We start from the raw sequence: 25,273 nt of genomic DNA, 5'->3' as shown, positions 1-25,273 counted from the left end.
ATCGTGGGAAAATCTCGTGAACGCCGGGTTGATCGGCCATCCGGCCGATGCCGGGCGGCCGGGTCCGGCTGGTCGACCGATCTGCCGGCAGGGGTCCGGACCATACGGTCGAATCATGAAATCACCGCAGGTCACAGCCTTGGCGACGGGTCTCGCCGGGTTCCTCGCGATCTGGGCGACGGTGCTCGTCCCGCAGCTCATCGTGCAGCGGGCGCGGTTCGGCCGGATCGTCCCCTGGCGAGTGGCACGGACCGCCGCGATCCTGTGCTACGCGTGCCTCGCGCTGGCGGTGGTCTTCCTGCCGCTGCCCGGCCCGGGCACGCGGGCGGTGGCACAGGGCATCCAGCTGGTGCCGTTCCAGTGGATCCACGATGTGCGCACGCACGCGGCCGGGCCGGGCCTGCTCGACCTGGTGACGACGACGCCGTTCGAACAGATGGCCTTGAACGTGGTGCTGTTCGTCCCGTTCGGCATCATCGCGCGCGTCCTGTGGCGGCGCGGGCTCATCGGCACGATGCTCCTGGGTTTCGCCTGCTCGCTGGCGATCGAGGTGACCCAGCTGACCGCGAACTGGGGGACGGCGCCGTTCCAGTACCGCATCTTCGACGTGGACGACCTGATCACCAACACCAGCGGCGCCGTGCTCGGCTGGATCGCCGGGGCGCTGTACCTCGCGCTGCGTTCAGCGGTCCGTGCGGAGTCTGGCCGGAGCGAGCGGGTCCACCTCACCGAGGCGCGCTAGACGTGCGGCACGTTGCGCGGCCTTGCGGCGCGCGGCCCGGCGGTCTTCGACGGTCACTGTCACCACAGCGGCCGTGAAGAACAGCACCACCAGGCCGAGGACGATCGCGATTTCCACGCTCGCCTCCCTTGGCGTCGTCCTTGTGTGGCAGATCACACAGAGTACGCCTCTGGTGAGCGTTTTGCCACCTTCAGTCCGACCCGGCGGAGAACCAGGTGTGATCCGGTGACAGAAAGCGGCCGAAGACGAGTCCGGCCCCGGCGAGGAGAGCGTCGAGTCCTGGCTGGTCCAAGCGCCGCGCGGTGAAGTGCTGCTCCCAGGCGGCGCCCCGCGCGGCGTATCGGACGGTCGCGCTGAGCAGGTCGGCGTCGCGGGTGATCCCGGACAGGCTGATCTCGACCTCACCCAGCCGGCCGCCACCGTCCTCGACGGTGTCGAACCACTCGGGCGGATACCATTCGATGATCGCGCGGCCGCCCGGCGCCAGATGCCGCGCGACAGCGGCGAGAACGGGCGCGCTGTCGGGCGCGCTGACGAGGTGGCTCGCCAGGAGAACCGCCTCGAACCGGCGGTCGAGCCGCAGGTCCTCGATGCGCGAACACACCTTGTGCGCCCGCACGTGCGCGAGCATCTCGGGAGAGTCGTCGACGGCGGTGACCGGATGGCCGAGCGCCATCAGCTCGTGCGCGACCCGGCCGGTGCCGCAGCCGAGATCGAGCACTTCCGCGCCGGCGGGGATGGCGTCGTGCACGATTTGCGCCTCGCCGGCCGTCGGGAGCAGCGTGTAGACCTCGACCGAGCAACCGTCCGCGGTAGTCACGTCGCCAGAATGCCAGGATGACTTCCTTCCGCCCGACCAAGGCGCAGCTCGCGGCCGCGCACGGGACGACGATTCCCGATGTCATCGCGCCCGGGCTGCGGGTGTTGTTCTGCGGGATCAATCCCGGCCTCTATTCCGGCGCCACCGGACACCACTTCGCCCGGCCCGGCAACCGGTTCTGGCCCGCGCTCCACGCGTCCGGTTTCACTCCGCGCCGCCTCGATCCGGGCGAACAGGACCAGCTGCTGGAGTACGGCCTCGGCATCACGAACCTCGTCGCCCGGGCGACCGCCCGCGCCGACGAGCTGACCGGCACCGAACTGCGCGACGGTGCCGTGCGGCTCGCCGAAGAAATCGAGCGCTACCGCCCGCGCTGCCTCGCCGTCGTGGGGATCACCGCGTACCGGACCGCGTTCGGCCATCCGAAGGCCGCCATCGGCCCCCAACTCGATTCGATCAGTGAAACAGCCGTTTGGGTTCTGCCCAATCCGAGCGGTCTGAACGCCCACTGGACCCCCGTGACACTCGCACAGGAGTTCGCCTCAGTGCGACAAAAATTCTACTCAGAGTAGCGCCGAACCCGGGAGGGTGAACCCGCGTCACACCCCCCGGCCTACCGACTCCCACAATGGACGAAGTGTCAGGCCAGACCGGTCCCAGCAGGGGGGATCGGTTCGCGGCGACGGAGGCACCCGGAAGGACCGTCGGGGGGCGGCTCGGTCCGGGCCCGGCGTCCCGGTGCTGACTCGTGCGAGACGGAGTTGTTCTGATGACGCGCAGTAACGAGCCGGCCCGGGCGCCGCAAGGCTCTCCACCGGCACGCAGCCTTGGCATCGCGGCCGTCGACCCGGTCCCGTTCCTGCGCGAAGGACTTTCCGCGATCGTCCAGCACACGCCCGGCCTGCACTGGGCCGGGCACGCCGGAAATCCGCACGCCGCCCTGCAGCTGGCCGAACAGGTGCATCCCGACGTCATCCTGCTCGACTCCGGCCTCGACCCGAACGGGCATCTGACCAAACTGCTGACCGGCGGTGATCCCGCGCTGCTGGTCATCGTGCTCGTCCGGGAGAGCCACCGGACCGCGACCTACCTGCAGACCGCGACCGTCGCGGGCGCGCACGGCGCGCTGCCCCGCACCGCGGAAGCGCGCCGGCTCGTCGAGGCGATCCGCCGGGTGCACCTCGACCGGCGCTACATCGACCCGGCGCTGGCGCCGCTGACCACCCAGCAGCGTCAGGGCCTGCGCCCCGGCGATCCCGTCGTCACGTCCCGCCGGCCGCGGATGCCGTTGTCCCGCCGGGAGTTCCAGGTGCTGCAGCTCGTGGCCGAGGGCCTCGAGAACGCGGCCATCGCGAAGATCCTCTACCTGTCCGTCGAAACCGTGCGCACGCACGTGAAGAGCATCCTGCGCAAGCTCTCCGCCCGCGACCGCACGCATGCCGTCACGATCGCGTTCCGCGGCGGCATCCTGATCGCGCAGCCCGAGGACTCCCCGGAACGAGGTGCGGCCGGTCAGGCCCCGTTTCCACCGCCAGGTCTCGCCGAATACCGAGCACACTGAACAGTGATCGCCGGATCACAACAGGATGGATTCACTTGCTGCGGTTACCCACAGGTAATATCCTGATGTTACCGGCCAGTAAGGGGACCAGGATGCGCCCAGCCGGAAGACTCGATACCAACGGAGCGACGACATGGGCCACTACAAGAGCAACGTCCGGGACCTGGAGTTCAACCTCTTCGAGGTGCTCGGCGTCCAGAACCGCCTCGGCAAGGGCGTACTGGCGGACTCCGACGAGGAGACCGCGCGCGGCGCGCTGGCCGAGCTGAACAACCTCGCCACCGGCCCCCTGGCGGAGTCCTTCGCCGACGCCGACCGGAATCCGCCGGTCTACGACCCGAAGACGTTCTCCGCGACGCTGCCCGAGTCGTTCAAGAAGAGCTACCAGCAGCTCTGGGACGGCGAGTGGTGGCGGCTGGGCCTGCCCAACGACCTCGGCGGGCTCGGCCTGCCGCCGACCGTGCAGTGGGCCGCCTCCGAGCTGATCCTCGGTGCGAACCCGGCGCTGTTCATGTACCTGGCCGGGCCGAACTTCGCGATGATCGTGGACCGCAACGGCACCGAAGAGCAGAAGCGCTGGGCGCGGATCATGATCGACCACGCGTGGGGCGCCACCATGGTGCTGACCGAGCCGGACGCGGGTTCCGACGTCGGCGCCGGGCGCACCAAGGCGATCCTGCAGGAGGACGGCTCCTGGCATCTCGACGGCGTGAAGCGCTTCATCACCTCGGGCGACCAGGACATGACCGAGAACATCATGCATCTGGTGCTGGCCCGCCCGGAGGGTCCCGGCATCGAATCGCGGCCCGGCACGAAGGGGCTTTCGCTGTTCCTGGTGCCGAAGTTCCTGTTCGACACCAACACCGGTGAGCTCGGCGAGCGCAACGGCGCCTTCGTCACCAATGTCGAGCACAAGATGGGGCTGAAGGTCTCCACCACGACGGAGCTGACCTTCGGCCAGCACGGCACCCCGGCCAGGGGCTGGCTGCTCGGCGACGTGCACGACGGCATCGCGCAGATGTTCCAGGTCATCGAGTACGCCCGGATGATGGTCGGCACCAAGGCGATCGCGACGTTGTCCACCGGCTACCTCAACGCGCTCGACTACGCCAAGGAGCGGGTGCAGGGCGCGGACCTGACGCAGATGCTGGACAAGGCCGCGCCGCGGGTCACCATCACCCACCACCCCGACGTGCGCCGCTCGCTGATGCTGCAGAAGGCCTACGCCGAGGGACTGCGCGCGGTATACCTGTACACGGCGTCGTTCCAGGACCAGGTCTGGACCCAGGACGGGGACGAGGCTTCGCTGAAGCTGGCCGAGCGGATCAACGACCTGCTGCTGCCGATCGTCAAGGGGGTCGGCTCCGAGCGCGCCACCGAGCAGCTCGTGCAGTCGCTGCAGACCCTCGGCGGCTCCGGCTTCCTGCAGGACTACCCGATCGAGCAGTACATCCGCGACGCGAAGATCGACTCGCTGTACGAGGGCACCACGGCCATCCAGTCGCAGGACTTCTTCTTCCGGAAGATCGTCCGCGACAAGGGCCAGGCGCTCGGCTACCTGGCGAACGAGATCACGAAGTTCGCCGAGGACACCGAGTCCGACGCCCGGCTCAAGAACGAGCGGCGGCTGCTCAAGCAGGCGCTCGATGACGTGCAGGGCATGCTCGGCGCGCTGATCGGCTACCTGACCGCCTCGCAGGAGGACCCGAAGAACCTCTACAAGGTCGGCCAGCACACCGTGCGCCTGCTGCTCGCGGCCGGCGACCTGCTGATCGGCTGGCGGCTGCTGCAGCAGGCCGAGATCGCACTGTCCAAGGTGGACAGTGCTTCGGCCAAGGACGTGCCGTTCTACCAAGGAAAGATCGCCGTGGCGTCGTTCTTCGCCAAGCAGGTGCTGCCCGAGCTGACCGCGCGGCGCGCGATCGTCGAAGGCGCCGACAACGACCTCTTGGTGGTCCCCGAACCCGCGTTCTGACGCCAAGCCCGCGGGGCCCCGTCGCGCGCGACGGGGCCCCTCGTGGTTTCAGGACCAGGACGGGTAGGCGGGAGCCAGTTCGGCGTACCGGTCCGACCACACCGGCAACGGCCGCGCGCCGAGATGCGCGGCGAGCCGGTCGAAGAAGGCGTGCGTGCCGGGCATGAAGCCCTTGGCGTTGCGCTCCGACAGGCCACGATGGGTGAAGGTGAGCAGGGTGCCGTCACCGTCTTCGGCCAGCTCGTAGCGGACCACGCTGTCCTCGACGATCCGCTGCTTCCACTCGTGCTCGAACACGTGCGGCGGTTGCCAGACCAGGATCTTGCCGGTCAACCGCTTCGCGTCCGGCGGCGCGGGCGGTTCGTCGGGGAGCATCTCGATCGTCCCGCCGTCGATCGTGGTCTCGCCGAACCACGCCTTGCGCTCGGCCGGATCCGTGATCGCCGCCCAGACCTGTTCGATCGGGTGCGGCAGGCGCCGGTGGAACGTCATGACGGCGTACTCGCCGTCGAAGCTCAGCGTGCCGAGGTCATCGCTCATCGGGAAAGTCCTTCCGGGACAAGTGTTTTTCGAGTGCGTTCAGATGCCGCGGCCAGTAGCGGCGATAGCGGCCGATCCACGCGTCGATCTCCAGCAGGCCGTCGGCCCGCAGCGCGTAGATGCGTCGCTGCCCTTCCGGCTTCACCTCGACCAGGCCGACCTCCCGCAGGATGCGCAGGTGCCGGGAGACGGCGGGCTGGGTGAGCGCGGGCAGGCTCGCCACCAGTTCGCCGGCCGAGCGCTCACCCTCGGCGAGCAGGTCCAGCAGCTCCCGGCGGTGTGGTTCCGCCACGGCTTCGAACACATCCACGTCTCGAAGTATCACAGACAGCGTATATAAGCGTCAACGGATATTTCGTCGAATGGTTTGCGCGGCGGGCGAAGACGGTAATCCGAAGACGCCGACGAGATATAAGGAGTTTCGATGACCATCAGCGGAATCATCTCGGCGATCATCGTTGGTCTCATCATCGGCGCGCTCGGGCGCCTGGTCGTGCCTGGTAAGCAGGGCATCCCGATCTGGCTGACGATGCTGATCGGCATCGTGGCCGCGTTCATCGGGACGGCGATCGCCCGGGGGCTCGGCTACGCGGACACCCGCGGGTTCGACTGGCTCGAACTCATCACCCAGGTGGGCCTGGCCGCGATCGGCGTCGGGCTGGCCAGCGGCGCGTTCGGCCGGCGAGGCATCAAGAGGTAGGTACCGGGGGAAGGCCGCGTGGCCTTCCCCCGCCCCTCCTCACGGCCGGAAGGCCGCGCAGCCGACCGCCACGTACGACTTCTGCGGGGTGCGCCAGGCCACCTCGGCCCACCGGGTGTCGGTGATCTGCTTGCCGTCCGCGCCGACGCAGCTGTAGATCCCACCCGTCACGTACGGCCCGCACGGCGTTTCCGACGCCGACGCGCAGGTCGTGTAGTTCACGCAGGTCAGGGTCGCCAGCAGGGCGGTACCGGCGTCGGTGCCGGCGCGCACGTTGAGCCTGCAGTCGTTGCCCGGCAAGGCATGCACCAGCGCCGGTTCCGGATCCGCCGCACTCGCCGCCGGCGCCCACGTCAGCATCGCGCCCGCGACCCCCGCACACACCACGAGCACCTTGGCGGACGACCATTTCCTCACGACAACTACCTCCACAGCACAGAGTGACAACTGGCAACGGAGAGTATCGGGGTTAGCAGAACACGATCGGTCGCGGGGCGTAGGTGACGGCGCGGGTGGTGCGGCGGACTTCGGCGCCGGAGATCTGGTCGTAGAGCACCCGGGTGTCGCTGGTGCTGAACCCCGCCGAACCGGGCGAGAACTGGCATCCCGGCGGGCTCAGTTGCAGTGGCGGCGCGACCAGGTCCGTGCGCGGGCCGGTGCCGCTCTCTACGCGGTACTGCTTGGTGCCCCAGATGCGAACCGTCACCGACGAGCCGGAGGTGTAGGCCTCGATGGCGATCCCGCTCGTGAGGTCGTCGGTGAACCGCAGGTCGACCGGTGAGCCGTCGTCCCGGATCGCGATCGCGTCGCGGGCCAACGGGTAGCGGTCGAGGTAGTAGGAGTGCTCGGTGTGCCCGCCGTCGGACAGGCCCGCGAAGTACTCGGCGTTGTACAGCGTCGTCGCGAACTGCGAGACCCCGCCGCCGGTCACGACCGGGCCGGTGCCGTCCTCGTTCGCCGGCGCGGGCACGAAACCGGAGCTGTACGGGCCGGTCCGCCCCTGGAGGCTGAACATCTCGCCCGGTTTGAGCACGGTCCCGGTCACCTTGGCCGCCATCGCCTGGACGTTCGCGGCCGCGGCGCCGGACAGGCCGTTCGTGCTGAACTCACCGACGACTTCCTTGATTCCCAAGGCATTCAGGTCGTCGGTGGTCAGCTGCGGCGGCTGGTCGTGGTACTGCACCGGCAAAACGCGGTTGTCCGGCTTGACGATCACGCTCATCAGCGGCCGCAGGGTGTTCGCCCAGTCGACCTGCCGCGCGTCCTGCGAGGGCTGCACCGTCGGCGCGCCACCGGCGAACACGAGCTGCGCGTCCTTGCCGGGTTTCTCCGTGCCCGCCAGTTGCGGTCGCAGGTTGTCCTGCAGCTTCGCCGCATCGACGCCGACCTCGAGCGTCCCGTCGTCGCGCGGGTTGAACTTCATCGCGCCGGAAATGGTGACCGGCGTGAGGACCCCGTCCGCACCGTCGCCGTGCACGACCACCGGTCCGGACACCGCGGGCTGCACGACGTTGTCGAGCGCCGCGTGCACGCCGGCGGACGTGGCCTTCACCGGGGTCACGTCGACCGGCAGCTCCACCTCGCTCTTGCCGAGCCAGAGTGCGCGGACCAGGCCCGCGGCCTTCGGCACGTCGTGCATCGTCTGGCCGTTCCGGGGTTCGATCGCGTACGCGGTCACCCCGCCGTTCCCGGTGCCCGGCCGGAAACCGATACCGCCTTCGGTCGGCGGATGGTCGAGCTGATCGGTCGCGAGCCTGCCGACCGCCTGGCTCAGCACGTCCGGGTCCACTTTGGTCACCACATCGACCTGGTGCTTGGTGAAGAACGAGCGGACCCGGGCGATCGGGTCGAGGGACTGGTGCCCGGCCTGCGCGAGCGTCGACGGCCAGTCCAGACCCAGCCCCGAACGCACCGGGTCGAGGCTCGCGTGGACATCGCCGGCGGTGATCGGGACCGGTTCGGTCAGCCGCGGTTCGAGCTGGCGCCGGAGCTTCGACTCGGCGTCGGCGCGTTTCAGCCCGCCGACGTCGACCCCGGCGACGACGGTGCCGCGCGGCACCTCACCGGCGCTGAGGATGAGGTCCACCGTGTAGAGCACCACGCCGAGGGCGAGCACGCCGCCGGTGACCATGAGTACCTTGCCGAGAAAGCGCTTTCCGGCGTTCGGCCGGCCCCGGGCGATCCGGTCGCCGTCGAGCAGTTCCTCGACCAGCGCGTCCTCGTGCGCGTCGAGCGGTTCCTCGGTCAGGAACTCGGGTGCGGCCCGCGGACCGATGACCTGCTCGGTCCGCTGGTCATTCCGGTTGTCAGAGTCCCAGTCCGGCCAGTAGTGGTCCTCGCGCACCTCACCCCTCCCCGGCGAGCTACAAGTACAACCCCGTGCCGTGCTCCGTGCGTTCCGTCGCGACGGCGTGGATGTCACGCTCGCGCATGACCAGGAGCGCCTCGCCCTGGACCTCGACCTCCAGCTGGTCGTCCGGGTTGAACAGAACGCGGTCGGCGATCTTCACGTTGCGCACATTACTGCCTACGCCGAGTACATCGCCCCAAGCGAGACGGCGCGCCACCTGCGCCGTCGCGGGAATCACGATCCCGCCGCTGCTGCGGCGTTCCCCCTCCTCGGCGGACAACCGGACCAGCACCCGGTCGTGCAACATCTGAATTTCCAGCTTCAGGCCCGGGCCCGGCAGCGTCTTGCCATCCGACACGTGGCCAATGCTACGCACTCAGGCCGGCCGTCAGGGCCTCCCGCCGATCGCTCAGCTCGAAGTTCTCGCGCCGGGTGCTTCCCTCGCGCAGCAGGATCCGGCGCACCGCGGACTGCCGTCCGGGCGCGGAGACCACGAGGTCCACGAACTGCTCGGGCAGACCGGCCACCGCGTAGCAACCGTCGTCGTCCGCGATAGTGCGCACCAGTTGCCCACCGCGCCCGTCGGTGACGGTGACGACCGCGCCGCGCACCGGTTGGCCGTCGCCGGTCCGGACCTCGCCGGAGACCATCGGCACGAGCGTGCCGAAGTGGTGCGCGTGGGCGGGCAGCGCGGTCGGCCGGGGCATCTCGATCGCGGGATCCTCCACCGGCGGCTCGGCGACGACCTCGTCCTCGGTGGCGGGGTGGCGTTTCTGCCACAGGGCGTGGCCGGCGATCAGCGCGGTGCCGAGCAGCACCCAGGCGCACAGCACGAGGATCGGCCGGAGGATGCCGACGCCGTGGAAGTAGAAGACGCCGCGGGCGGCCTCCAGCAGATTGCCCATCGGCAGGAACGGGTGCAGCGCGCGGAAGAAACCGGGCACCAGCTGCACCGGGATCGCGCCACCGCTCGACGGCACGGACAGCAGTACGAACAGGCCCATCGCGACCCCGGGGAAGAACTGCTTCGCGAACGGCACCAGCCCGAACGACGTCAGCGAGACGCCGAGGCTGAGCAGGAAGGCCAGCGGGATGACGCGGGGATCGGCCGGGATGACGTGCAGCGCGAGCCCGCCGAGAAAGCCGCCCACGCTCAGGAACGCGGCCCAGCCGACGAGGGTGCACACCTTGGCGCGGCGGCTCATAGTCACCGCGCGCAGCAGCATCATGACCACGATGTAGCTCGGGACGTTCCACACCAGCACCAGGTAGAACAGCCCGGTGCCCAGCGCGTCGCCGCTCGCGGTCGGCGCGAGGTCGACCGTCGCGAGCGTGCCGCCGGTCTGCGCGACGATCGGCGTGAACGTCTGGTTCAGGATCGACTCGAGCATGTAGCCGTCGGCCTTCGCGACGAACAGCGTCGGATGCGCCGGGTCCGCGGAAAAGGCCGCGGTGGCGTCGCGGTCGAGCACCGCCTGCCGGGCGGCGTCGGCGTCCGCCGCGGGCACGATGTCGAACGCGCCGGGGCTGGCCTTGCCGAGTGCGGCGTCGATCCGCGCGGCGGCCACCGGATCGGCGACAGCGACCCTGACGTGATGCGGGGTCGGCTGGTGGAAGGCGAGCAGATAGCAGAGCAGGAACCCGACGAAGAAGAAGACGGGGAACCAGAGGTGTTCGGCGAGGGTGCGGATGAGGGACTGCTTCGGTTCGGGATCCACCTGTTCCGCCATGAGTACTAAGGTATCACTTTTTGCAGCCCCTGCAAAAATGCAGTACTGTAATTTATGTGACGGAACCGGGGCTCCGTGAGCGGAAGAAGGAAGCGACGCGCGAAGCGCTGCGCCACGCGGCGATCACGCTGGCTCGGGAGAAGGGGCCGAACGCGGTCACCGTCGAGGACATCTGCGCGAAAGCCGGTGTCTCGCCGCGGACGTTCTTCAACTACTTCGAGACCAAGGACGAGGCGATGCTCGCGATCGAGATCGTCGGTCCGGCCGTGCGGCAGCGGATCATCGACCGGCCCGCCGACGAAATGCCGCTCACCGCGCTGCGGGCCGTGCTCGCCGAGCGGTTCGCCGAGGTCTCCGGGAGCGAGTTGTTCCGCGCGCGCATGCTGCTCCTGCGCGAACATCCCGAGCTGACGGTCAAGATGGCGCACACCAACAAGGCCTTCGAGGAAGCCCTGCTGCACGGCATCGCGGAGCGCACCGGGCTGCCGCCGGACGACATCTACGTGCGCACCACGGCGGCGGCCGGGTTCGCCGCCAACCGGGCCGCGATCACGTCCTGGCAGCCCGGCCGGAATCCGAGCCTGGTGACGTTGCTGCACCAGGCGATGGATGTGCTGGAGCGGGGATTCACCCCGCCAGAATGAGCTGGAGCCAGGCCGGGCCGTCTTCGGCGAACCGGATCGGCACGCCCCAGTCCTGGCGGGTAACCCGGCAGACCGGATGCTCGGCACCGGAATCGCAGCTGGCCGCCTGCGCGATGACCTGCAGCACACCCTCGGCGTGCCCGCCGGCCAGCGTGATCCGGCGGGTCAGGTCGGTGCCGATGCCGCCGCCGTTGACCAGCAGTTCCGGTGGTGCGGCGGTGATCTCCAGTCGCGTCGACGGGCCGAACCGGTCGTCGAGCTTTTCGCCCGGCGGCGGCGTGAACACCACGGACAGCTCCACCTCGCCCGGCGCGAGCACGCTCGGCGGGCGGCGAACGGCCTGTGCGGCACCGGTCTGCCGGGCGGTCTCGCCGGTCAGCGGCAGCGTGCGCAACCGGTGCGCGGCCGACTCGACCACGAGCAGCGTGTCATCGGCGACGAGCAGCCCGGACGGCTCGGCCAGCCCGTCGGCGATGGTCGCGACCTCGCGAGTTCGCGGGTCGTAGCGGCGGATCGCACCGTTGTAGGTGTCGGCGACGGCGATCGTGCCGTCGGGCAACGCCGCGACCCCGAGCGGATGCTGCAGCAACGCGTCGTCGGCGTCGCCGTCGCGGTGGCCGAAGGAGAACAGGCCGGTGCCGACGGCGGTATGCACCTCGCCGTCCTCGATCCAGCGGAGCGCCGAAGACTCGGCGTCGGCCAGCCAGAGCCGGTTTTCTTGCACCGCAAGGCCGGAGGTCTGCGCGAAGAACGCCTCGGCGAGCGGGCCGTCGCGAAGACCTTCGACGGTCGTGCCCGCGTAGCGCGAGATCGTGCCCTTGACCGGGTCGAACAGGTCCAGCGTGTGGTTGCCGGCCATCGCGACCACGACCCCGCCGGCGGACTCCCACCACGCCACGTCCCACGGGCTGGTGAGGTCGATTTCCCTTGCGGGGCCGTCGGTTTCGCCGTTGCGCCATTGGTCGCCGGTACCGGCCACAGTGGACACTTCGCCGGTGGTGAGGTTGATGCCGCGCAACAGGTGTCCAGCGGTATCGGCGACGACCAGGTGGTAGCCGACCTGGTCGGCCACCGCGTCGGGCAGCAGGGTCAGACCGGAGGGCTGCTCGCCGCCGCCGAGCCGGCGGAGGACGGTCTCCCCATCGGCGGCAAACTCGACGATGGAGTGATGCGCGGTGTCGGCGACCAGGATGCGGCCCTCGGCCGTGGTGACCGCCTTGCTCGGGAACGCGAGCTCGTGCGGATCGTCCTCGATCGGCACGTACAGGCTGCCGCCGCGGCGGAGCGTGCCGGCGGCTTCGTGCTTGGCGACCAGCGCGGCGATCACCCGGCGCAACGCCTCGGCATGCCCCTCACCGGCGGCGGTGTGCACGACGTAGCCCGCCGGGTCGACGATCACCAGCGTCGGCCAGGCCTTCACCGCGTACTGGGACCAGGTGCGCATCTCCGGGTCGTTGAGGACGGGATGGTGCACCGCGTACCGGCGCACGGCGGCTTCGATCGCCGCGGCCTCACCCTCGTGCAGGAACTTCGGCGAGTGCACCCCGATCGTCACGAGGACGTCGGCGAACTCCTCCTCCAGCGGCCGCAGTTCGTCGAGTACGTGCAGGCAGTTGATGCAACCCGAGGTCCAGAAGTCCAGCAGCACGATCTTGCCGCGCAGCTCGGCGAGCCGCAGCTGTCTGCCACCGGTGTTGAGCCACACGTCGCCGGACAGCTCGGGCGCGCGGACGCGGGATTGCACGGAGGTCACGTGAGGAGTCAACCAGCGCTTCTCGTCGTCTTGTTCCCCGCGCCCGCCAGATGGAACTCCACGGGGAGCAAACCGCGCGGCTCGCGCGTTGAGTGAGTATGGCTGCTTTGTTCCTGCTCTATGTGGTTGCCGAGGTGGCCGCCGTCTGGGCGGTGAGCTCGGTTGTCGGAGTCCTCCCCACTTTGGGATTGCTGCTGGCCGGGGCGATGCTCGGGTCGTGGCTCGCGCGGCGCGAAGGCGCCCGTGCCGCCCGCGCGTTCATGACCGCCGCCCGCGCGGGGCGTTCGCCGGAGGCCGAGGTCACCGACGGGATGCTCGTCGGGTTCGGCGGGCTGCTGATCCTGGTGCCCGGTTTCCTCAGTGACATCGCCGGTCTGCTGCTGCTCCTGCCGCCGTCACGCGGTGTGCTCCGCCGAGCCTGGCTGCGTCGCGCCGAGAAGCGGATGCCGTCGGCCGGACGCGTCATCGTGGTCGACAGCGAGGTCGTGCCGGACGACCGGGCGCATCCGGTCATCGAGGGCCGCTAGTCAACGCCAGCCCCTCGCCCGACCACCACCCCTCATCGAGGCGCTTCGCGCCGCGGTAAATCAAAATATCCCTGGAACCGCACGGCGGGCGCGTACTCGCCCTTCACCCGGATCCGGCCGGTCACCAGCATCGTCGCCGCGGCGGCGTTCCCGGTCGCGACGCGGAAGAAGTCGTCGGCCGCCACCGTGATGGTGGTGACCGGCTCGCGGCCCAGGTCGGTGCCGGACCGGCAGGTGCCGTCCTCGATCACCGTCTGGAACCGGTCGAAACCGTCGCCTTCACCGCCGGAGAATCGCCAGTTGACAACTATGGACGAATACTTGGCCTTTTCCGGCAGGAAATGATCCGACATCCGCCGGAATATTTCCTCGAGGAACAAACGGCGTAGTTCCGGATGGTGCGCGACGGCCCGCAACTGCTCCTTCGACGCCCGCCGCACCACGTCGACCAGTGTTTCGGTGGACATTCCGCGCATCTCCACACCGGCCCCGGCGATGCCGAGCATATGCAGCGTTTCCAGCAGCCGGATGAACTGCGCGGCACTCAGCTTCGCCAGGTCGACCCGGCGGGCGAATGCGTCAATGACATCCGAACACATCAATTGATCATACCGGCGCGAACCGGAGCATGTAGCGTCTCAGTGTGACCGACGAAGTCAAGTCCCCACCCCGGTCGCGGCGCCTGCCGAGAGCCGTCCGCGAACGGCAGATCCTCGACGCCGCCGTCGAAGTGTTCTCCCAGCACGGCTACCACTCGGCGTCGATGGACGAAATCTCCGACGTCGCGGGCGTCTCCAAGCCGATGATCTACTCCTACCTGGGCGCCAAGGAGGACCTGTTCGCCAAGTGCATCCGGCGGGAGGCGGCACGCCTGCTCGAAGCCGTGCGGGTGGGGGTGCGCTCGGAACTGCCGCCGGACATGCAGCTGTGGCACGGGCTGCGCGCGTTCTACCGCTTCGTCGCCGAGTACCGTGACTCGTGGACGGTGCTGCACCGTCAGGCGCTCACCGTCGGTGGCCAGTTCGCGGGTGAGATCAACCTGCTGCGCACCAAGGCGATCGACATGGTCTCGGCGCTCGTGGTCACCGCCGGCACCAAGAAGGGGCTCGGTCCGGTCGCGGAGTTCTCCGGGCCGGCGCTGGCCGTTTCGCTCGTCGGCGCCGCGGAGTCACTGGCCGACTGGTGGCTCGATCATTCCGACGTGTCCGACGGGGTACTCGCGTCGTGGCTGATGAACCTGGTGTGGCTGGGGTTCAACGACCTGCTCGAGGGTCAGGTGTGGCAGCCGAGCTGATCGTGCCTTCCAAGTGCGGCCTGGGTTTCTTCGCGTTCCACAGCTCGAAAGCCCAGCCGTCGCTCGTTTCCCATGACGTGAAGGCCACTTTCGCCGGTAGCAGCACGGGAAGCTTGAAGCGCACGTCGACGGTGTAGGCGCCGGGCAACCGGCCCTCGAACGCCGCGAGGGTGCGCGCCTTGGTCCACATGCCGTGCGCGATCGCCGTGGGGAAGCCGAACAGCTTCGCGGTCACCGGGTGCAGGTGAATCGGGTTGCGGTCGCCGGAGACCTCCGCGTACCGCCGGCCGATGTCGCCGGGCACGCGCCAGATCGCGTTCGGCGACGGCGCGGCGAGCTGCTTGGTCTGCGAAGATCCTTCGCCGCCACCGCGCCGAAGGTAGGTGCTGACCTCACTCCAGACCACACCGTCCTCAGTGGACAGTTCGCTGAGCACGTCGAACTGGCGGCCCTTCTCGTGCGGGCGCAGGTTCTCCGCGCGCACGCGCATCGACACGGTCTCGCCGAGCCGGACAGGCCGGTGCTGCGTGATCCGGTTCGCGATGTGCACCATGCCCAGCAACGGGAACGGGAACTCCGGCTGGGTCATCAGCGCCATCTGCAGCGGAAACGCCAGCATGTGGGGATACGTCGCGGGCAGCTCGTCGTGCAACCGGAACCCGCAGACCTGGTTGTACGCGGCCAGGTGCGCCGGCTCGATCTCGATGCCCTGACGGAAGTATTCGGTGTCCGGCAAGGTTTCGCCGCCACGCGAGGGCAGGATCGCCTTGGCGTACAAGGGCGCGAGCCGGGGCGCGGAACGTAGCTCCTTCGTCGTCATCACGCCCCCAGCAGCGCTTGGCCGCACACCCGGACGACATTGCCGTTGACCGCGGCCGACGCCGGATTCGCATACCAGGCAATGGTTTCCGCGACATCGACCGGCAGCCCGCCCTGGCCGAGGCTGGACAACCGCCGCCCGGCCTCGCGGATCAACAGCGGCACCGCCGCGGTCATCTTGGTCTCGATGAAACCGGGCGCCACGGCGTTGATCGTGCCGCCGTACTCGGCCAGCCGCGGCGCGCCCTCGTCGACCATCCCGATCACGCCCGCCTTGCTGGTGCCGTAGTTGGTCTGGCCGACGTTGCCCGCGATCCCGGCGATCGACGACACCCCGATGATGCGGCCGTTGCGGCGCAACACCTCGTCCGCGAGGAGCTGGTCGTTGATCGCGAGCTGCGCGGCCAGGTTCACGGTCAGCACGGCGTCCCAACCGCTTTCGGTGAGGTTGCCCAGCGTCTTGTCGCGGGTGATACCGGCGTTGTGCACGACGATGTCGACGCCGTCGTGCCGCTCCTTGAGGTACGCGGCGAGTTTCCGTGGCGCGTCGGCGGCGGTGATGTCGAGTTGCAGTGCCGTACCGCCAATATCGTTCGCCACCCGCGACAGATCCGCGCCCTGCGCGGGAATGTCCAGGGCGACCACGTGCGCGCCGTCGCGCGCGAACACCTCGGCGATCGCCGCGCCGATCCCGCGTGAGGCGCCGGTGACCAGCGCGACCTTGCCCGCCAACGGCTTTTCCCAGCTGTCCGGCGCTGGCGCGGCCGGAATGCCCTGGGTACCAACGCGAATGACCTGCGCGTCGACGAACGCGGACTTGGCCGACAACACGAATCGCAGTGTCGACTCCGCCGCGTCCTCGGCGCCGTTCGCGACGTAGACGAGGTGCGCCGTCGCGCCGCGCTTCAGCTCCTTGCCGACCGAGCGCACGAACCCTTCGAGCGCTCGCTGCGCGATCCGCTCACGGCCCTCGGCCAGCTCCGGCGGGGTGCCGAGCACGACGACGCGGCCGCACGTGCCGACCTTGCGGATCACCGGGTGGAAGAACTGGTGCAGCTCGCGCAGTTGTTTCGGGTCGGTGATGCCCGTGGCGTCGAACACGAGCGCGCCGTAGCGCTGGTCTGCGGCGGGTTCGGTCAGCACGGCGATACCGGCGTCGGCCAGCTGCGCCTGCACTGTCTTCGCGAGCCGTCCGCCGTGCGCCGCGCCGAGGAGCGCGGGACCCTCGAGCGGTGGCTGGCCGGGCCGGTGGCGGCGCAACGTGACCGGGTTGGGCAGGCCCAGCTTGGGCACCAGGAACTTCCCGACCGGGGTCTTGGTGAACTGCTGATAGCGGTCAGCCATCAGGCCCTCCTTGCTCGCGCGCAACCTACTCGTCAGTAGGTTACACTGGCGACCATGGAAGCCCGCAAGGTCGCGATTCTCGGTGGCAACCGGATCCCGTTCGCGCGCTCGAACGGCCCGTACGCCCAGGCCTCGAACCAGGACATGCTCACCGCCGCGGTGGACGGGCTGGTCAGCCGGTTCTCCCTGCAGGGGGAGCGGATCGGCGAGGTCGCCGCCGGTGCCGTGCTCAAGCATGCCCGCGACTTCAACCTCGCGCGCGAGGTCGTGCTCGGCAGCAGGCTCGCGCCGGAAACTCCGGCTTCGGACGTGCAGATGGCCTGCGGCACCGGGCTGCAGGCGATCATCAACGTGGGCAACAAGATCGCGCTCGGCCAGCTCGACTCGGCCATCGCGGGCGGCGTCGACACGACGTCCGACGCGCCGCTCGCGGTGAACGACGACCTGCGGCGGATCCTGGTGCGGCTCAACTCGGCCAAGTCGGTCGGCGAGCGGTTGCGGCTGCTCACGAAGCTCCGCCCCGGCCAGATCGTGCCGGAGATCCCGCGCAACGCCGAGCCGCGCACCGGCCTTTCGATGGGCGAGCACGCCGCGCTGACCGCGAAGGAATGGGACATCTCGCGCGAGGCACAGGACGAACTGGCCGCGACGAGTCACCAGCGGCTCGCCGCCGCGTACGACCATGGTTTCTTCGACGACCTGATCACGCCGTTCCTCAAGCTGGCCCGCGACCAGAACCTGCGCCCGGACTCGACGGCCGAGAAGCTCGGCCGGCTCCAGCCCGTGTTCGGCGGCAAGGACGGCACGATGACGGCGGGCAACTCGACCCCGCTGACCGACGGCGCGTCCACCGTGCTGCTGGCGAGCGAGGAGTGGGCGAAGGCGCACAGGCTGCCGGTTCAGGCGTATCTGACGTTCTCGCAGACCGGCGCCGTCGACTACGTGCACGGCGGCGAGGGCCTGCTGATGGCACCCGCGTACGCGGTGCCGCGGATGCTCGCGCAGGCCGGACTTTCGTTGCAGGACTTCGACTTCTACGAGATCCACGAGGCTTTCGCCTCGCAGGTGCTGGCCACCCTGAAGGCCTGGGAGGACCCGGGTTTCGCGAAGGAGAAGCTGGGGCTGGACGAACCGCTGGGGTCGATCGACCGGTCGAAGCTCAACGTCAACGGCTCGTCGCTCGCCGCGGGGCACCCGTTCGCCGCCACCGGCGGCCGGATCGTGGCCACGCTCGCGAAACTCCTGCACGAGAAGGGTTCCGGGCGTGGCCTGATCTCGATCTGTGCCGCCGGTGGCCAGGGCGTCACCGCGATCCTGGAGAAGTAGCGCCTTCTACATCTTTATTGGGCGAGACCTAGACATGACTAGAAAGCGGTAGCGACACGCCGATAGCGCTATCTCGGCAAATATCCGGTCAGCCCTAGAAAGCTCGATACCGTCCTACGAATGGATCCCGTCCGCAACCCGTTCGCACCCGGTGCCGGGCAGCGGCCGCCCGAGCTGGCCGGCCGGGAACGCGAGCTGCACGCGTTCGAGGTGGTGCTGCAACGGGTCGCGAAGGGGAGGCCGGAGCGGAGCCTGATCCTGACCGGGCTGCGCGGGGTCGGCAAGACGGTGCTGCTCGGCGAGCTGCGGTCGATGGCCGTCAAACACGGCTGGGGCGCCGGCAAGATCGAGGCGCGCCCGGACGCCGAGCTCCGGCGCCCGCTGTCGGCGGCGCTGCACCGCGCGATCCGCGACCTGGCGGTCCGGCATCGCGCCCCGGACCGCGTCGAAGAGGTCCTCGGTGTGCTGAAAGCGTTCGCACTCAAGGCGAACAAGCCCGACGCGAAGCTGCGCGACCGATGGCAGCCGGGCATCGACGTGCCCGCCGCACAGGGCCGCGCCGACTCGGGCGACATCGAGATCGATCTCGTCGAGCTGTTCACCGACGTCGCCGAGCTGGCCGCGGACGTCGGCACCGGCGCCGTGATCCTCATCGACGAGATGCAGGACCTGAAAGCGCCGGACGTCTCCGCGCTGTGCGCCGCGTGCCACGAGCTTTCGCAGTCCGGCGCGCCACTGGTCGTCGTCGGCGCGGGGTTGCCCCATGTGCCGGCCGTGCTGTCCGCCTCGAAGTCCTACTCCGAGCGGCTGTTCCGGTACGCGCGGATCGACCGGCTGGATCGCACCGACGCCGACCGCGCGGTGCTCGCGCCCATCGCGCGCGAGGAAGCGGACATCGAACCGGAGGCACTCGACGCGTTGTTCGACGCGTCCGGCGGCTACCCGTACTTCATCCAGGCCTACGCGAAGGCCGCCTGGGACGCCGCGCCGGCCGACCCGATCACCATGCAGGATGTGCAGGTCGCGGCGCCGGAGGCCGAGCAGGAGCTGGCCGTCGGCTTCTTCGGCTCGCGGTACGAGCGGGCGACCCCGGCCGAGCGGGAGTACCTGCGCGCGATGGCGGAGCTGACCCAGGGCCGCGACGAAGGCGCCGGCACCTCGGACATCGCGGTCTACCTGGGCCGGAAGCCCTCGTCGCTGTCGCCGGCACGCGACAGCCTGATGAAGAAGGGCTTGGTGTACTCGGCCGAGCGCGGGCTCATCACGTTCACCGTGCCGCATTTCGGGCACTACCTGCTCGGCCGCGCCGACGATTGATCGGGCTTTCTACAACATTCTAGCTTCTTGGCTAGATATCAAGATCGTCTGCAATATGGCTTCGATTCCGATGATTCATCGGCGGGTGCGCCATATCACCGGACGATCGTTGGCATTCTTGTGAAAAAAGGTGCATACTGGTGGTACAGCCACCAAGACATCCGAGGAGATGCGAAACCGATGAACAACATCGCCGCGAAGCTTCGGGCCCGCCGCGCGGAGTCTCGTACCCGTCGCGCGGTGAACCGGGCCATCGACACCGCCGCCAGCCACACCGTGCGGCAGGAACTGATCGCGATCGCGCAGGCTCACAAGGTCCACATGCGCTGAGTGATCCGAACCACATAAGATCCAGGGTGTAACGCTACCTCCAGAGGCGGCGATACCCCATATGACCCCGTGATGCTGGCGGACCCCCGACCTGGCAGCATCGCGGGGTTTTCCATTGCCCGGGGCTTGCCCGGCCCGCTACTCTTTTGACTAAGTCAACGAAGTAGTTGAGGTGGGCAATGAACGACCTTCTGGACCGCGTCGCCCGCGTCCGCGCATTCAACCGGCTCTACACCGGGGTGATCGGTGTCCTCGACGAAGGACTCGTCGGCACCGACTACTCCCTCAGCGAGGCCCGGGTCCTCTACGAGCTCGAACAACAGGACGTCACCGAGGTGACCGACCTGCGGCGCCGGCTCGGAATGGACGCCGGCTACGCGAGCCGCCTGCTCAGCAAGCTCGAAGCCCGCGGTCTGCTCACGCGCGAACGGTCCGGCACCGACGCGCGGCGCCAGATCATCCGCCTCACCGACGCCGGCCGCACCGCGCAGCATTCGCTCGAACAGCGCACGATCGACCAGATCGGACAGCTGCTCGGCCGGTTCACCGACGAGGATCAGCATCGCCTGCTCAGCTCGATGCAGGCGATCACGACGCTCGTCGGTGACCGGCCCGGCGACCGCACGATCGTGCTGCGCCCGCCGCGGCCCGGCGATTTCGGCTGGGTCGTGCAGCGCAACGGCGCGATCTACGCGCAGGAGTACGGCTGGGACGCGACCTACGAAGCGCTCGTCGCACGCATCGTCGCCGGCTACGTCGAAAACCAGGACTCCGCGCGCGAAGCGGTGTGGATCGCCGAACTCGACGGTGAGCGCGCGGGCTGCGTGTTCTGCGTCCGTGGCTCCGACGAGCAGACGGCGAAACTGCGGTTGCTGCTCGTCGAACCGAGCGCCCGCGGGCACGGCCTCGGCCACCGGCTCGTCGCCGAATGCGTCGCGTTCGCCAAGGCCCACGGCTACCGGGCGATGGAACTGTGGACGAACAGCGTGCTGGTCGCCGCGCGGTCGATCTACGCGAAGACCGGCTTCGAACTCGTCGAAAGCGAACCGCACCACAGCTTCGGCGCGGACCTGGTCGGCGAGACGTGGCGGCTGGAGTGGTGACCGATGTTCGTGGTGCACTGCCCGACCTGTGACAGCCGGTCCCTGCTGGGCGTCGACGAAGTCGAGTACGTCTACAACCTCGCGCCGGGCATCATCTCCGTGTCCGGGACCTGCCCGCGCGGGCACCCGGCCGTGCTGCTGACGGGAGAGGCGTTCACGCCGCGGGAGGACCCGCGGGTCTGGCAACCCTCGCGCTGGACCCGGCTGGTCCGGCACCAGCGGCACTGGTGGTCACGGCTGTTCGACCACAACCTGCCGACCCATTTCTACCGCTTCTGACGGCCCATCGCGAAGAACTCCGGATTCGGCTACAGCGCGGTGAAATGCGCGAGCCGGTTCGACATCGCGAACAACGCGGTGATCGCGCCGAGCTGCGCCTCCCCGAACAGACGCGAATTCTGGGCCAGCGCAAGGGAAAGCTCGACCATGGCCCGCGCGCGCTCGTCCGGCTCGGCCTGCCACGGGTTGCTCTACACCCGGTCGACCAGCTCCCGCTCCGCTTTGCTCAGGCCGTTTTCCCGTTCCATCAACGCATCGTGGTAGTCGAGGAACGCGCGCAGCTCCGCCGGGCGGTGGCCGAGCGCCCGGAAGATGTTCGGCACGAACCCGGACTTCTCCGCGATCGCGCCGACCCGGTCGCGGAGATCATCGGGCAGCTCGTCGAGCTCCACCACCGGGAAACGGCTTACCTCAACCACGTCAGTGCACTCCGATCGGGCGGAGATCCTTGTCGTGCTCGTCGGCGTGGTAGTCGGTGCCGTCGGTTTCATCCACACCGTTGAACACCTTCATCGACCGCGCGATGACCGTGACGATCACGGCGATCACGAGGTTCGCCACCAGCGCGACGAAACCAGGGTAGATCTGGGTCGCCACCCCGGGGAACGGGTGCCAGCCGAAAATCGACAGCGTGGACAGCGGCATCGAGGACGTCCCGAAGTGCGCGCGGCCGGTGCTCGGGTTGGGAATGTTGTACAACATGATCAGGCCCCAGCCCATGCCGACGATCCAGCCCGCGATCAGGCCCCAGCGGTGCAGCCACCGGGTGTACAACGAGATCGCCACCGCCGGCAGCGTCTGCAGGATCAGCACGCCGCCGATCAGCTGCAGGTCGATGGAGAACTGCGGGTCGATGAACAGGATGAACGCCACCGCCCCGAACTTCACCACCAGCGAAGCGATCTTCGCCTGCGTGGCCTCCTGTTTCGGGGTCGCGCCCCGCCTCAGATACTCCTTGTAGATGTTGCGGGTCCACAGGTTCGCGGCCGCGATCGACATGATCGCCGCCGGCACGAGCGCGCCGATCCCGATCGCCGCGAACGCGATGCCCGCGAACCACGACGGGAACTGGATGTCGAACAGCACCGGCACCACGGTGTTGGAGTCGGGGTTGCCGGTGGCCGCGTTGGTGATCGGCTTGACACCGGCCGCGATCGCGACATAACCCAGCAGCGCCAGCAATCCCAGCAGGAACGAGTACGCCGGCAACGCCATCATGTTCCGCTTGATCACCGACCGCCCCCGCGAGGCCAGCACGCCGGTCAGCGAGTGCGGGTACAGGAACAACGCGAGCGCCGAGCCGAGCGCCAGCGTGACGTACTGCAGCTGGTTCGTCCCGGTCAGCAGCGTCGACCCGGCGGGCTTGCCGGTCTTCGGGTTGGGCTGGGCCAGTTTCGCGGCGGACATGTCGAAGATGTGCGACCAGCCGCCGAGCTTCGCGGGCAGGTAGAACACGGCGACCAGGATGACCAGGTAGATCAGCCCGTCCTTGACGAACGCGATCAGCGCCGGCGCGCGCAGCCCCGACTGGTAGGTGTAGAGCGCCAGGATGATGAACGCGATCAGCAGCGGCAGGTGCCCGACGATGCCGGAACCGTTGAGCCCCATCGTGCGCAGCACCGCTTCGAGCCCGGCCAGCTGCAGCGCGATGTACGGCATGGTCGCGACGATGCCGGTGATCGCGATCAGCAGCGCGAGCGTCGGCGAACCGAACCGGCCGCGCACGAAGTCCGCCGGGGTCACGTAGCCGTGCGAGCGCGAAACCGACCACATCCGCAGCGCCGGCAGGAACACGATGGGATAGAGGATCACCGTGTACGGCAGCGCGTAGAAGCCGAGTGCCCCCGCACCGAAGACCAGCGCGGGCACGGCGACGAACGTGTACGCGGTGTAGAGGTCACCGCCGACGAGGAACCAGGTGACCCACGCCCCGAACCTGCGGCCGCCCAGCCCCCACTCGTCCAGGTGGTCCAGCGACGCGGCCGCCTTCCAGCGTGCCGCGAGGAAACCGAGCACCGTCACCAGCAGGAACAGCACCACGAAGATCGACAGCTCGGTCCACTGCAGACCGCCACCCGGCGTCATCGCTGATTCTCCTTGTCCGACTTGCCTTTCGTCATCACGTAGACCACCGCGACCGACGCCACCCCGATGAACACGAAGGCGAACTGGAACCAGTAGAAGAACGGCAGTCCGAGAAACCTCGGCTTGTCGAAGTTGAACCACGGCGTGACCAACATCAACAAGGGGATCAGCAGGAACAGGTTCCAGGGGCTGAACCTCAACCCAGCGGCTTTGCCAGACATGGTCTGCACCTTAAGTCCTGCGGGGTGCGCCGTCACCCATGTCCCAGGTATCGATTCGGACAGTGAAGGACCGACGAAGGCGGGTTGCCGCGAGCACGCCCGCCAGATATCAATGTGCGACCGATCGGCGTTCGTCGAGGGACGAGAGGGAGAGTATGAGGTCGATACGCGCTGCAGTGGTGATCCCGGTACTGGCCGGCACGCTGCTGGCGGGCGTCACCGTGGCCGGCGCGGCCCCGGCCGGGCCGCTGAACAGCACCGCCATTCCGGGCAAGTACACGAGCCAGGTGCTGAACTGGCACACCTGCAGCACGGACGAGCTGTCGGGGCAGACCCCGCCGGCCGGCGCGGAGGGCATCGAGTGCGCCACCTACCAGACCCCGCGCGACTGGTACCGCACCGGCGACAACATCGACCTGACCATCGCGGTCAGCCGGCTGAAGGCGACCAGTGACGCGACCGCGAGCGTGCTCGTCAACCCCGGCGGTCCCGGCGCGCCCGGCCGGATCTTCCCGGCCCGCCTGCGTAACCAGGCGAAGCTGCGCGAGCACCAGGAGATCGTCGGGTTCGACGTGCGCGGCACCGGCAAGAGCACGAACATCACGTGCGGTGGCGCGATCGGCACCGGCAACACGCTCGACCCGCGCGACCGCAGCCGCGGCAACCTCAACCTGATCCTGGACGCGACGAAGTACGCGGCCAACTCGTGCCAGGTGAAGTCGGGCGAGCTCGGGCCGCTGATCAACACCGACCAGACGGTGCACGACCTCGACCTGCTGCGGGTGCTGCTGGGGCGGGACAAGGTGAACTGGGTCGGCTACTCGGCGGGCACCTGGCTGGGCGCGCACTACGCGCAGGCCTTCCCGAACCGCACCGGGCGCTTCGTGCTCGACTCGAACACGGAGTTCACCACCACCTGGCAGAAGTCGTTCGACTGGCAGCCGCTGGGCTTCGAGCGCCGCTGGCGCGAGGACTTCCTGCCGTGGCTGGCGCAGTACGACAAGCTGTACCACTTCGGCACCACCGGTGACGCCGCCCGGCAGACGTACGAAGCGGTCCGTGCCGCGCTGGCGAAGCAGCCGGTCGACGTGGACGGTGCCCCGCTGTCGGCGAACGAGCTCGACTCGTTCATCGCGTCGGAGCTCTACAGCAAGCGTTCCTTCCCGGCGCTCGCCGACTATCTGGTCAACGTGCGGACGCTGACCCAGAACACCGCGCCCGCCGACCAGGAGGTCGCGGCGAAGCAGAAGGTCAAGGCCTCCAACGCCGACGAGAAGGCGCTCGGCCCGCAGCCGCTGGTCGTGCCGACCGACTACGACGACGCGTACGACGCGAGCTTCTGGACGATCCCGTGCAACGAGGGCCCGTGGACCGGTAACCGGTCGACCGCCATCCGGCAGTCGGCCCAGCTCGGCCCGCAGTACCCGCTGCTGGGCTGGGGCTGGCTGGTGCAGCCGTGCATCTTCTGGAAGAACCAGCCGGAACCGCTGCCGGTGCTCGACGGCCGTGGCGTGCCGCCGGTGCTGATGGTCCAGGCCACGCACGACCCGGCGACGCCGATCGAAGGCGCACAGCGCGCGCACCAGGCGTTCAAGGGTTCGCGGATGATCACCGTGACCGGCGAGGGCGATCACGGGATCTACGCCGGCGGGAACGCGGCGGTGGACAAGGTTGTGGAGAGCTACCTCGTCGACGGCGTCGTGCCGGACGACGAAAGCATCCCCGGCATGCCGCTCCCGGTGCCGCCAGGCGCCTGATCATCGGTTTCGGATGTTGCCCACAACCTGTGCACAGAGTTGTCCACAGGTTGTGG

The 25,273-nt window shown here is 68.9% G+C and carries 27 protein-coding genes and 1 pseudogene; 14 read left to right on the top strand and 14 right to left on the bottom strand.

Annotated elements, in window-relative coordinates; translation table 11 throughout:
- The first annotated feature begins 115 nt into the window (after nucleotides 1–115).
- The gene (locus LOZ83_RS11575) at nucleotides 116–742 is read left to right on the top strand and encodes a VanZ family protein (protein WP_236790453.1); all 627 of its coding nucleotides are present in this window, start codon (nucleotides 116–118) and stop codon (nucleotides 740–742) included.
- Between the two features lie 190 nt (nucleotides 743–932).
- On the opposite strand, the gene LOZ83_RS11570 is transcribed toward LOZ83_RS11575, so the two are convergent.
- The gene (locus tag LOZ83_RS11570) at nucleotides 933–1,562 is read right to left on the bottom strand and encodes a bifunctional 2-polyprenyl-6-hydroxyphenol methylase/3-demethylubiquinol 3-O-methyltransferase UbiG (protein WP_236790452.1); all 630 of its coding nucleotides are present in this window, start codon (nucleotides 1,560–1,562) and stop codon (nucleotides 933–935) included.
- A 17-nt stretch (nucleotides 1,563–1,579) separates the two neighbouring features.
- Between LOZ83_RS11570 and mug the strand changes: the two genes are divergently transcribed.
- The 3 genes from mug to LOZ83_RS11555 all read left to right on the top strand — a co-directional run bounded on the left by mug (nucleotide 1,580) and on the right by LOZ83_RS11555 (nucleotide 5,098).
- A complete protein-coding gene (gene mug / locus LOZ83_RS11565; RefSeq protein ID WP_236790451.1) occupies nucleotides 1,580–2,134 on the top strand; it encodes a G/U mismatch-specific DNA glycosylase in 555 nt (184 codons plus the stop codon).
- 197 nt (nucleotides 2,135–2,331) lie between these two features.
- Nucleotides 2,332–3,123, top strand: coding sequence for a response regulator transcription factor (locus LOZ83_RS11560; RefSeq protein WP_236790450.1), 792 nt, complete (start codon nucleotides 2,332–2,334; stop codon nucleotides 3,121–3,123).
- 133 nt (nucleotides 3,124–3,256) lie between these two features.
- The gene (locus tag LOZ83_RS11555) at nucleotides 3,257–5,098 is read left to right on the top strand and encodes an acyl-CoA dehydrogenase (RefSeq protein ID WP_236790449.1); all 1,842 of its coding nucleotides are present in this window, start codon (nucleotides 3,257–3,259) and stop codon (nucleotides 5,096–5,098) included.
- A 48-nt stretch (nucleotides 5,099–5,146) separates the two neighbouring features.
- Here the strand turns inward: LOZ83_RS11555 and LOZ83_RS11550 are convergent, their stop codons facing one another.
- Together LOZ83_RS11550 and LOZ83_RS11545 are read right to left on the bottom strand one after the other, a co-directional pair.
- Nucleotides 5,147–5,638 carry an SRPBCC family protein gene (locus LOZ83_RS11550; protein WP_236790448.1) on the bottom strand — a complete coding sequence of 164 codons (492 nt, stop codon included), beginning with the start codon at nucleotides 5,636–5,638 and terminating at the stop codon, nucleotides 5,147–5,149.
- A complete protein-coding gene (locus LOZ83_RS11545; RefSeq protein WP_236790447.1) occupies nucleotides 5,628–5,948 on the bottom strand; it encodes a helix-turn-helix transcriptional regulator in 321 nt (106 codons plus the stop codon). Before LOZ83_RS11545 ends, LOZ83_RS11550 begins: the two co-directional genes overlap by 11 nt.
- A 114-nt stretch (nucleotides 5,949–6,062) precedes the next feature.
- Between LOZ83_RS11545 and LOZ83_RS11540 the strand changes: the two genes are divergently transcribed.
- Nucleotides 6,063–6,338, top strand: coding sequence for a GlsB/YeaQ/YmgE family stress response membrane protein (locus LOZ83_RS11540; RefSeq protein WP_236790446.1), 276 nt, complete (start codon nucleotides 6,063–6,065; stop codon nucleotides 6,336–6,338).
- A 39-nt stretch (nucleotides 6,339–6,377) separates the two neighbouring features.
- Here the strand turns inward: LOZ83_RS11540 and LOZ83_RS11535 are convergent, their stop codons facing one another.
- From LOZ83_RS11535 to LOZ83_RS11520, 4 genes are all read right to left on the bottom strand, one after another.
- Nucleotides 6,378–6,755, bottom strand: coding sequence for a hypothetical protein (locus tag LOZ83_RS11535; RefSeq protein ID WP_236790445.1), 378 nt, complete (start codon nucleotides 6,753–6,755; stop codon nucleotides 6,378–6,380).
- 52 nt (nucleotides 6,756–6,807) lie between these two features.
- The gene (locus LOZ83_RS40380; RefSeq protein WP_236790444.1) at nucleotides 6,808–8,682 is read right to left on the bottom strand and encodes a VanW family protein; all 1,875 of its coding nucleotides are present in this window, start codon (nucleotides 8,680–8,682) and stop codon (nucleotides 6,808–6,810) included.
- Nucleotides 8,683–8,701: 19 nt separating this feature from the next.
- Nucleotides 8,702–8,995 (bottom strand): co-chaperone GroES, encoded by a 294-nt coding sequence (locus LOZ83_RS11525; protein ID WP_236790773.1) that lies wholly within the window; start codon nucleotides 8,993–8,995, stop codon nucleotides 8,702–8,704.
- A gap of 61 nt (nucleotides 8,996–9,056) precedes the next feature.
- Nucleotides 9,057–10,418 carry a carboxypeptidase regulatory-like domain-containing protein gene (locus LOZ83_RS11520; RefSeq protein ID WP_236790443.1) on the bottom strand — a complete coding sequence of 454 codons (1,362 nt, stop codon included), beginning with the start codon at nucleotides 10,416–10,418 and terminating at the stop codon, nucleotides 9,057–9,059.
- Between the two features lie 56 nt (nucleotides 10,419–10,474).
- Between LOZ83_RS11520 and LOZ83_RS11515 the strand changes: the two genes are divergently transcribed.
- Nucleotides 10,475–11,062, top strand: a complete 588-nt coding sequence (locus LOZ83_RS11515; RefSeq protein WP_236790442.1) for a TetR/AcrR family transcriptional regulator — start codon at nucleotides 10,475–10,477, stop codon at nucleotides 11,060–11,062.
- Here LOZ83_RS11515 and LOZ83_RS11510 read toward each other — a convergent pair.
- Nucleotides 11,046–12,815, bottom strand: a complete 1,770-nt coding sequence (locus tag LOZ83_RS11510) for an NHL domain-containing thioredoxin family protein (RefSeq protein WP_236790441.1) — start codon at nucleotides 12,813–12,815, stop codon at nucleotides 11,046–11,048. The genes LOZ83_RS11515 and LOZ83_RS11510 overlap by 17 nt on opposite strands.
- 98 nt (nucleotides 12,816–12,913) lie before the next feature.
- On the opposite strand from LOZ83_RS11510, the gene LOZ83_RS11505 reads away from it, so the two are divergent.
- Nucleotides 12,914–13,342, top strand: coding sequence for an FxsA family protein (locus LOZ83_RS11505; protein WP_236790438.1), 429 nt, complete (start codon nucleotides 12,914–12,916; stop codon nucleotides 13,340–13,342).
- Nucleotides 13,343–13,374: 32 nt separating this feature from the next.
- Here LOZ83_RS11505 and LOZ83_RS11500 read toward each other — a convergent pair whose 3' ends face one another.
- Nucleotides 13,375–13,941, bottom strand: coding sequence for an SCP2 sterol-binding domain-containing protein (locus LOZ83_RS11500; RefSeq protein WP_236790436.1), 567 nt, complete (start codon nucleotides 13,939–13,941; stop codon nucleotides 13,375–13,377).
- 44 nt (nucleotides 13,942–13,985) lie between these two features.
- On the opposite strand from LOZ83_RS11500, the gene LOZ83_RS11495 reads away from it, so the two are divergent.
- On the top strand, nucleotides 13,986–14,636 hold the full coding sequence (locus LOZ83_RS11495; RefSeq protein ID WP_236790435.1) for a TetR/AcrR family transcriptional regulator: 651 nt from the start codon (nucleotides 13,986–13,988) through the stop codon (nucleotides 14,634–14,636).
- Here LOZ83_RS11495 and LOZ83_RS11490 read toward each other — a convergent pair.
- Together LOZ83_RS11490 and LOZ83_RS11485 are read right to left on the bottom strand one after the other, a co-directional pair.
- Nucleotides 14,596–15,456 carry a MaoC/PaaZ C-terminal domain-containing protein gene (locus LOZ83_RS11490; protein ID WP_236790434.1) on the bottom strand — a complete coding sequence of 287 codons (861 nt, stop codon included), beginning with the start codon at nucleotides 15,454–15,456 and terminating at the stop codon, nucleotides 14,596–14,598. The genes LOZ83_RS11495 and LOZ83_RS11490 overlap by 41 nt on opposite strands.
- Nucleotides 15,456–16,799: a 3-oxoacyl-ACP reductase gene (locus LOZ83_RS11485; RefSeq protein ID WP_236790433.1), complete on the bottom strand. Its 1,344-nt coding sequence runs from the start codon at nucleotides 16,797–16,799 to the stop codon at nucleotides 15,456–15,458. Before LOZ83_RS11485 ends, LOZ83_RS11490 begins: the two co-directional genes overlap by 1 nt.
- 54 nt (nucleotides 16,800–16,853) lie before the next feature.
- Here LOZ83_RS11485 and LOZ83_RS11480 point away from each other — a divergent pair, with 54 nt between their 5' ends.
- From LOZ83_RS11480 to LOZ83_RS11460, 5 genes are all read left to right on the top strand, one after another.
- Entirely contained in the window at nucleotides 16,854–18,125 is a 1,272-nt protein-coding gene (locus tag LOZ83_RS11480) for an acetyl-CoA C-acetyltransferase (protein ID WP_236790432.1), read from the top strand.
- Between the two features lie 120 nt (nucleotides 18,126–18,245).
- The gene (locus LOZ83_RS11475; RefSeq protein ID WP_236790431.1) at nucleotides 18,246–19,442 is read left to right on the top strand and encodes an ATP-binding protein; all 1,197 of its coding nucleotides are present in this window, start codon (nucleotides 18,246–18,248) and stop codon (nucleotides 19,440–19,442) included.
- Nucleotides 19,443–19,622: 180 nt separating this feature from the next.
- On the top strand, nucleotides 19,623–19,772 hold the full coding sequence (locus LOZ83_RS11470) for a hypothetical protein (protein WP_236790430.1): 150 nt from the start codon (nucleotides 19,623–19,625) through the stop codon (nucleotides 19,770–19,772).
- A gap of 179 nt (nucleotides 19,773–19,951) precedes the next feature.
- Entirely contained in the window at nucleotides 19,952–20,875 is a 924-nt protein-coding gene (locus tag LOZ83_RS11465) for a bifunctional helix-turn-helix transcriptional regulator/GNAT family N-acetyltransferase (protein WP_236790429.1), read from the top strand.
- Between the two features lie 3 nt (nucleotides 20,876–20,878).
- The gene (locus tag LOZ83_RS11460; RefSeq protein WP_236790427.1) at nucleotides 20,879–21,154 is read left to right on the top strand and encodes a hypothetical protein; all 276 of its coding nucleotides are present in this window, start codon (nucleotides 20,879–20,881) and stop codon (nucleotides 21,152–21,154) included.
- 29 nt (nucleotides 21,155–21,183) lie between these two features.
- On the opposite strand, the pseudogene LOZ83_RS11455 reads toward LOZ83_RS11460, so the two are convergent.
- From LOZ83_RS11455 to LOZ83_RS11445, 3 genes and pseudogenes are all read right to left on the bottom strand, one after another.
- Nucleotides 21,184–21,573: pseudogene (locus tag LOZ83_RS11455) on the bottom strand (hypothetical protein).
- 1 nt (nucleotide 21,574) lies between these two features.
- A complete protein-coding gene (gene mctP / locus LOZ83_RS11450) occupies nucleotides 21,575–23,239 on the bottom strand; it encodes a monocarboxylate uptake permease MctP (protein ID WP_236790425.1) in 1,665 nt (554 codons plus the stop codon).
- Nucleotides 23,236–23,460: a DUF3311 domain-containing protein gene (locus LOZ83_RS11445; RefSeq protein WP_236790424.1), complete on the bottom strand. Its 225-nt coding sequence runs from the start codon at nucleotides 23,458–23,460 to the stop codon at nucleotides 23,236–23,238. The genes mctP and LOZ83_RS11445 overlap by 4 nt, the downstream gene beginning before the upstream one ends.
- Before the next feature lie 155 nt (nucleotides 23,461–23,615).
- On the opposite strand from LOZ83_RS11445, the gene LOZ83_RS11440 reads away from it, so the two are divergent.
- Nucleotides 23,616–25,217, top strand: coding sequence for an alpha/beta hydrolase (locus tag LOZ83_RS11440; RefSeq protein ID WP_236790423.1), 1,602 nt, complete (start codon nucleotides 23,616–23,618; stop codon nucleotides 25,215–25,217).
- The last annotated feature ends 56 nt before the right edge of the window (nucleotides 25,218–25,273 follow it).

The organism is Amycolatopsis sp. GM8 (assembly GCF_021653975.1).
In the GTDB taxonomy this organism is placed as follows: domain Bacteria; phylum Actinomycetota; class Actinomycetes; order Mycobacteriales; family Pseudonocardiaceae; genus Amycolatopsis_E.
Note: the sequence above shows the minus strand (reverse complement) of the source record. Positions and strands in the feature narration are given on the sequence as shown.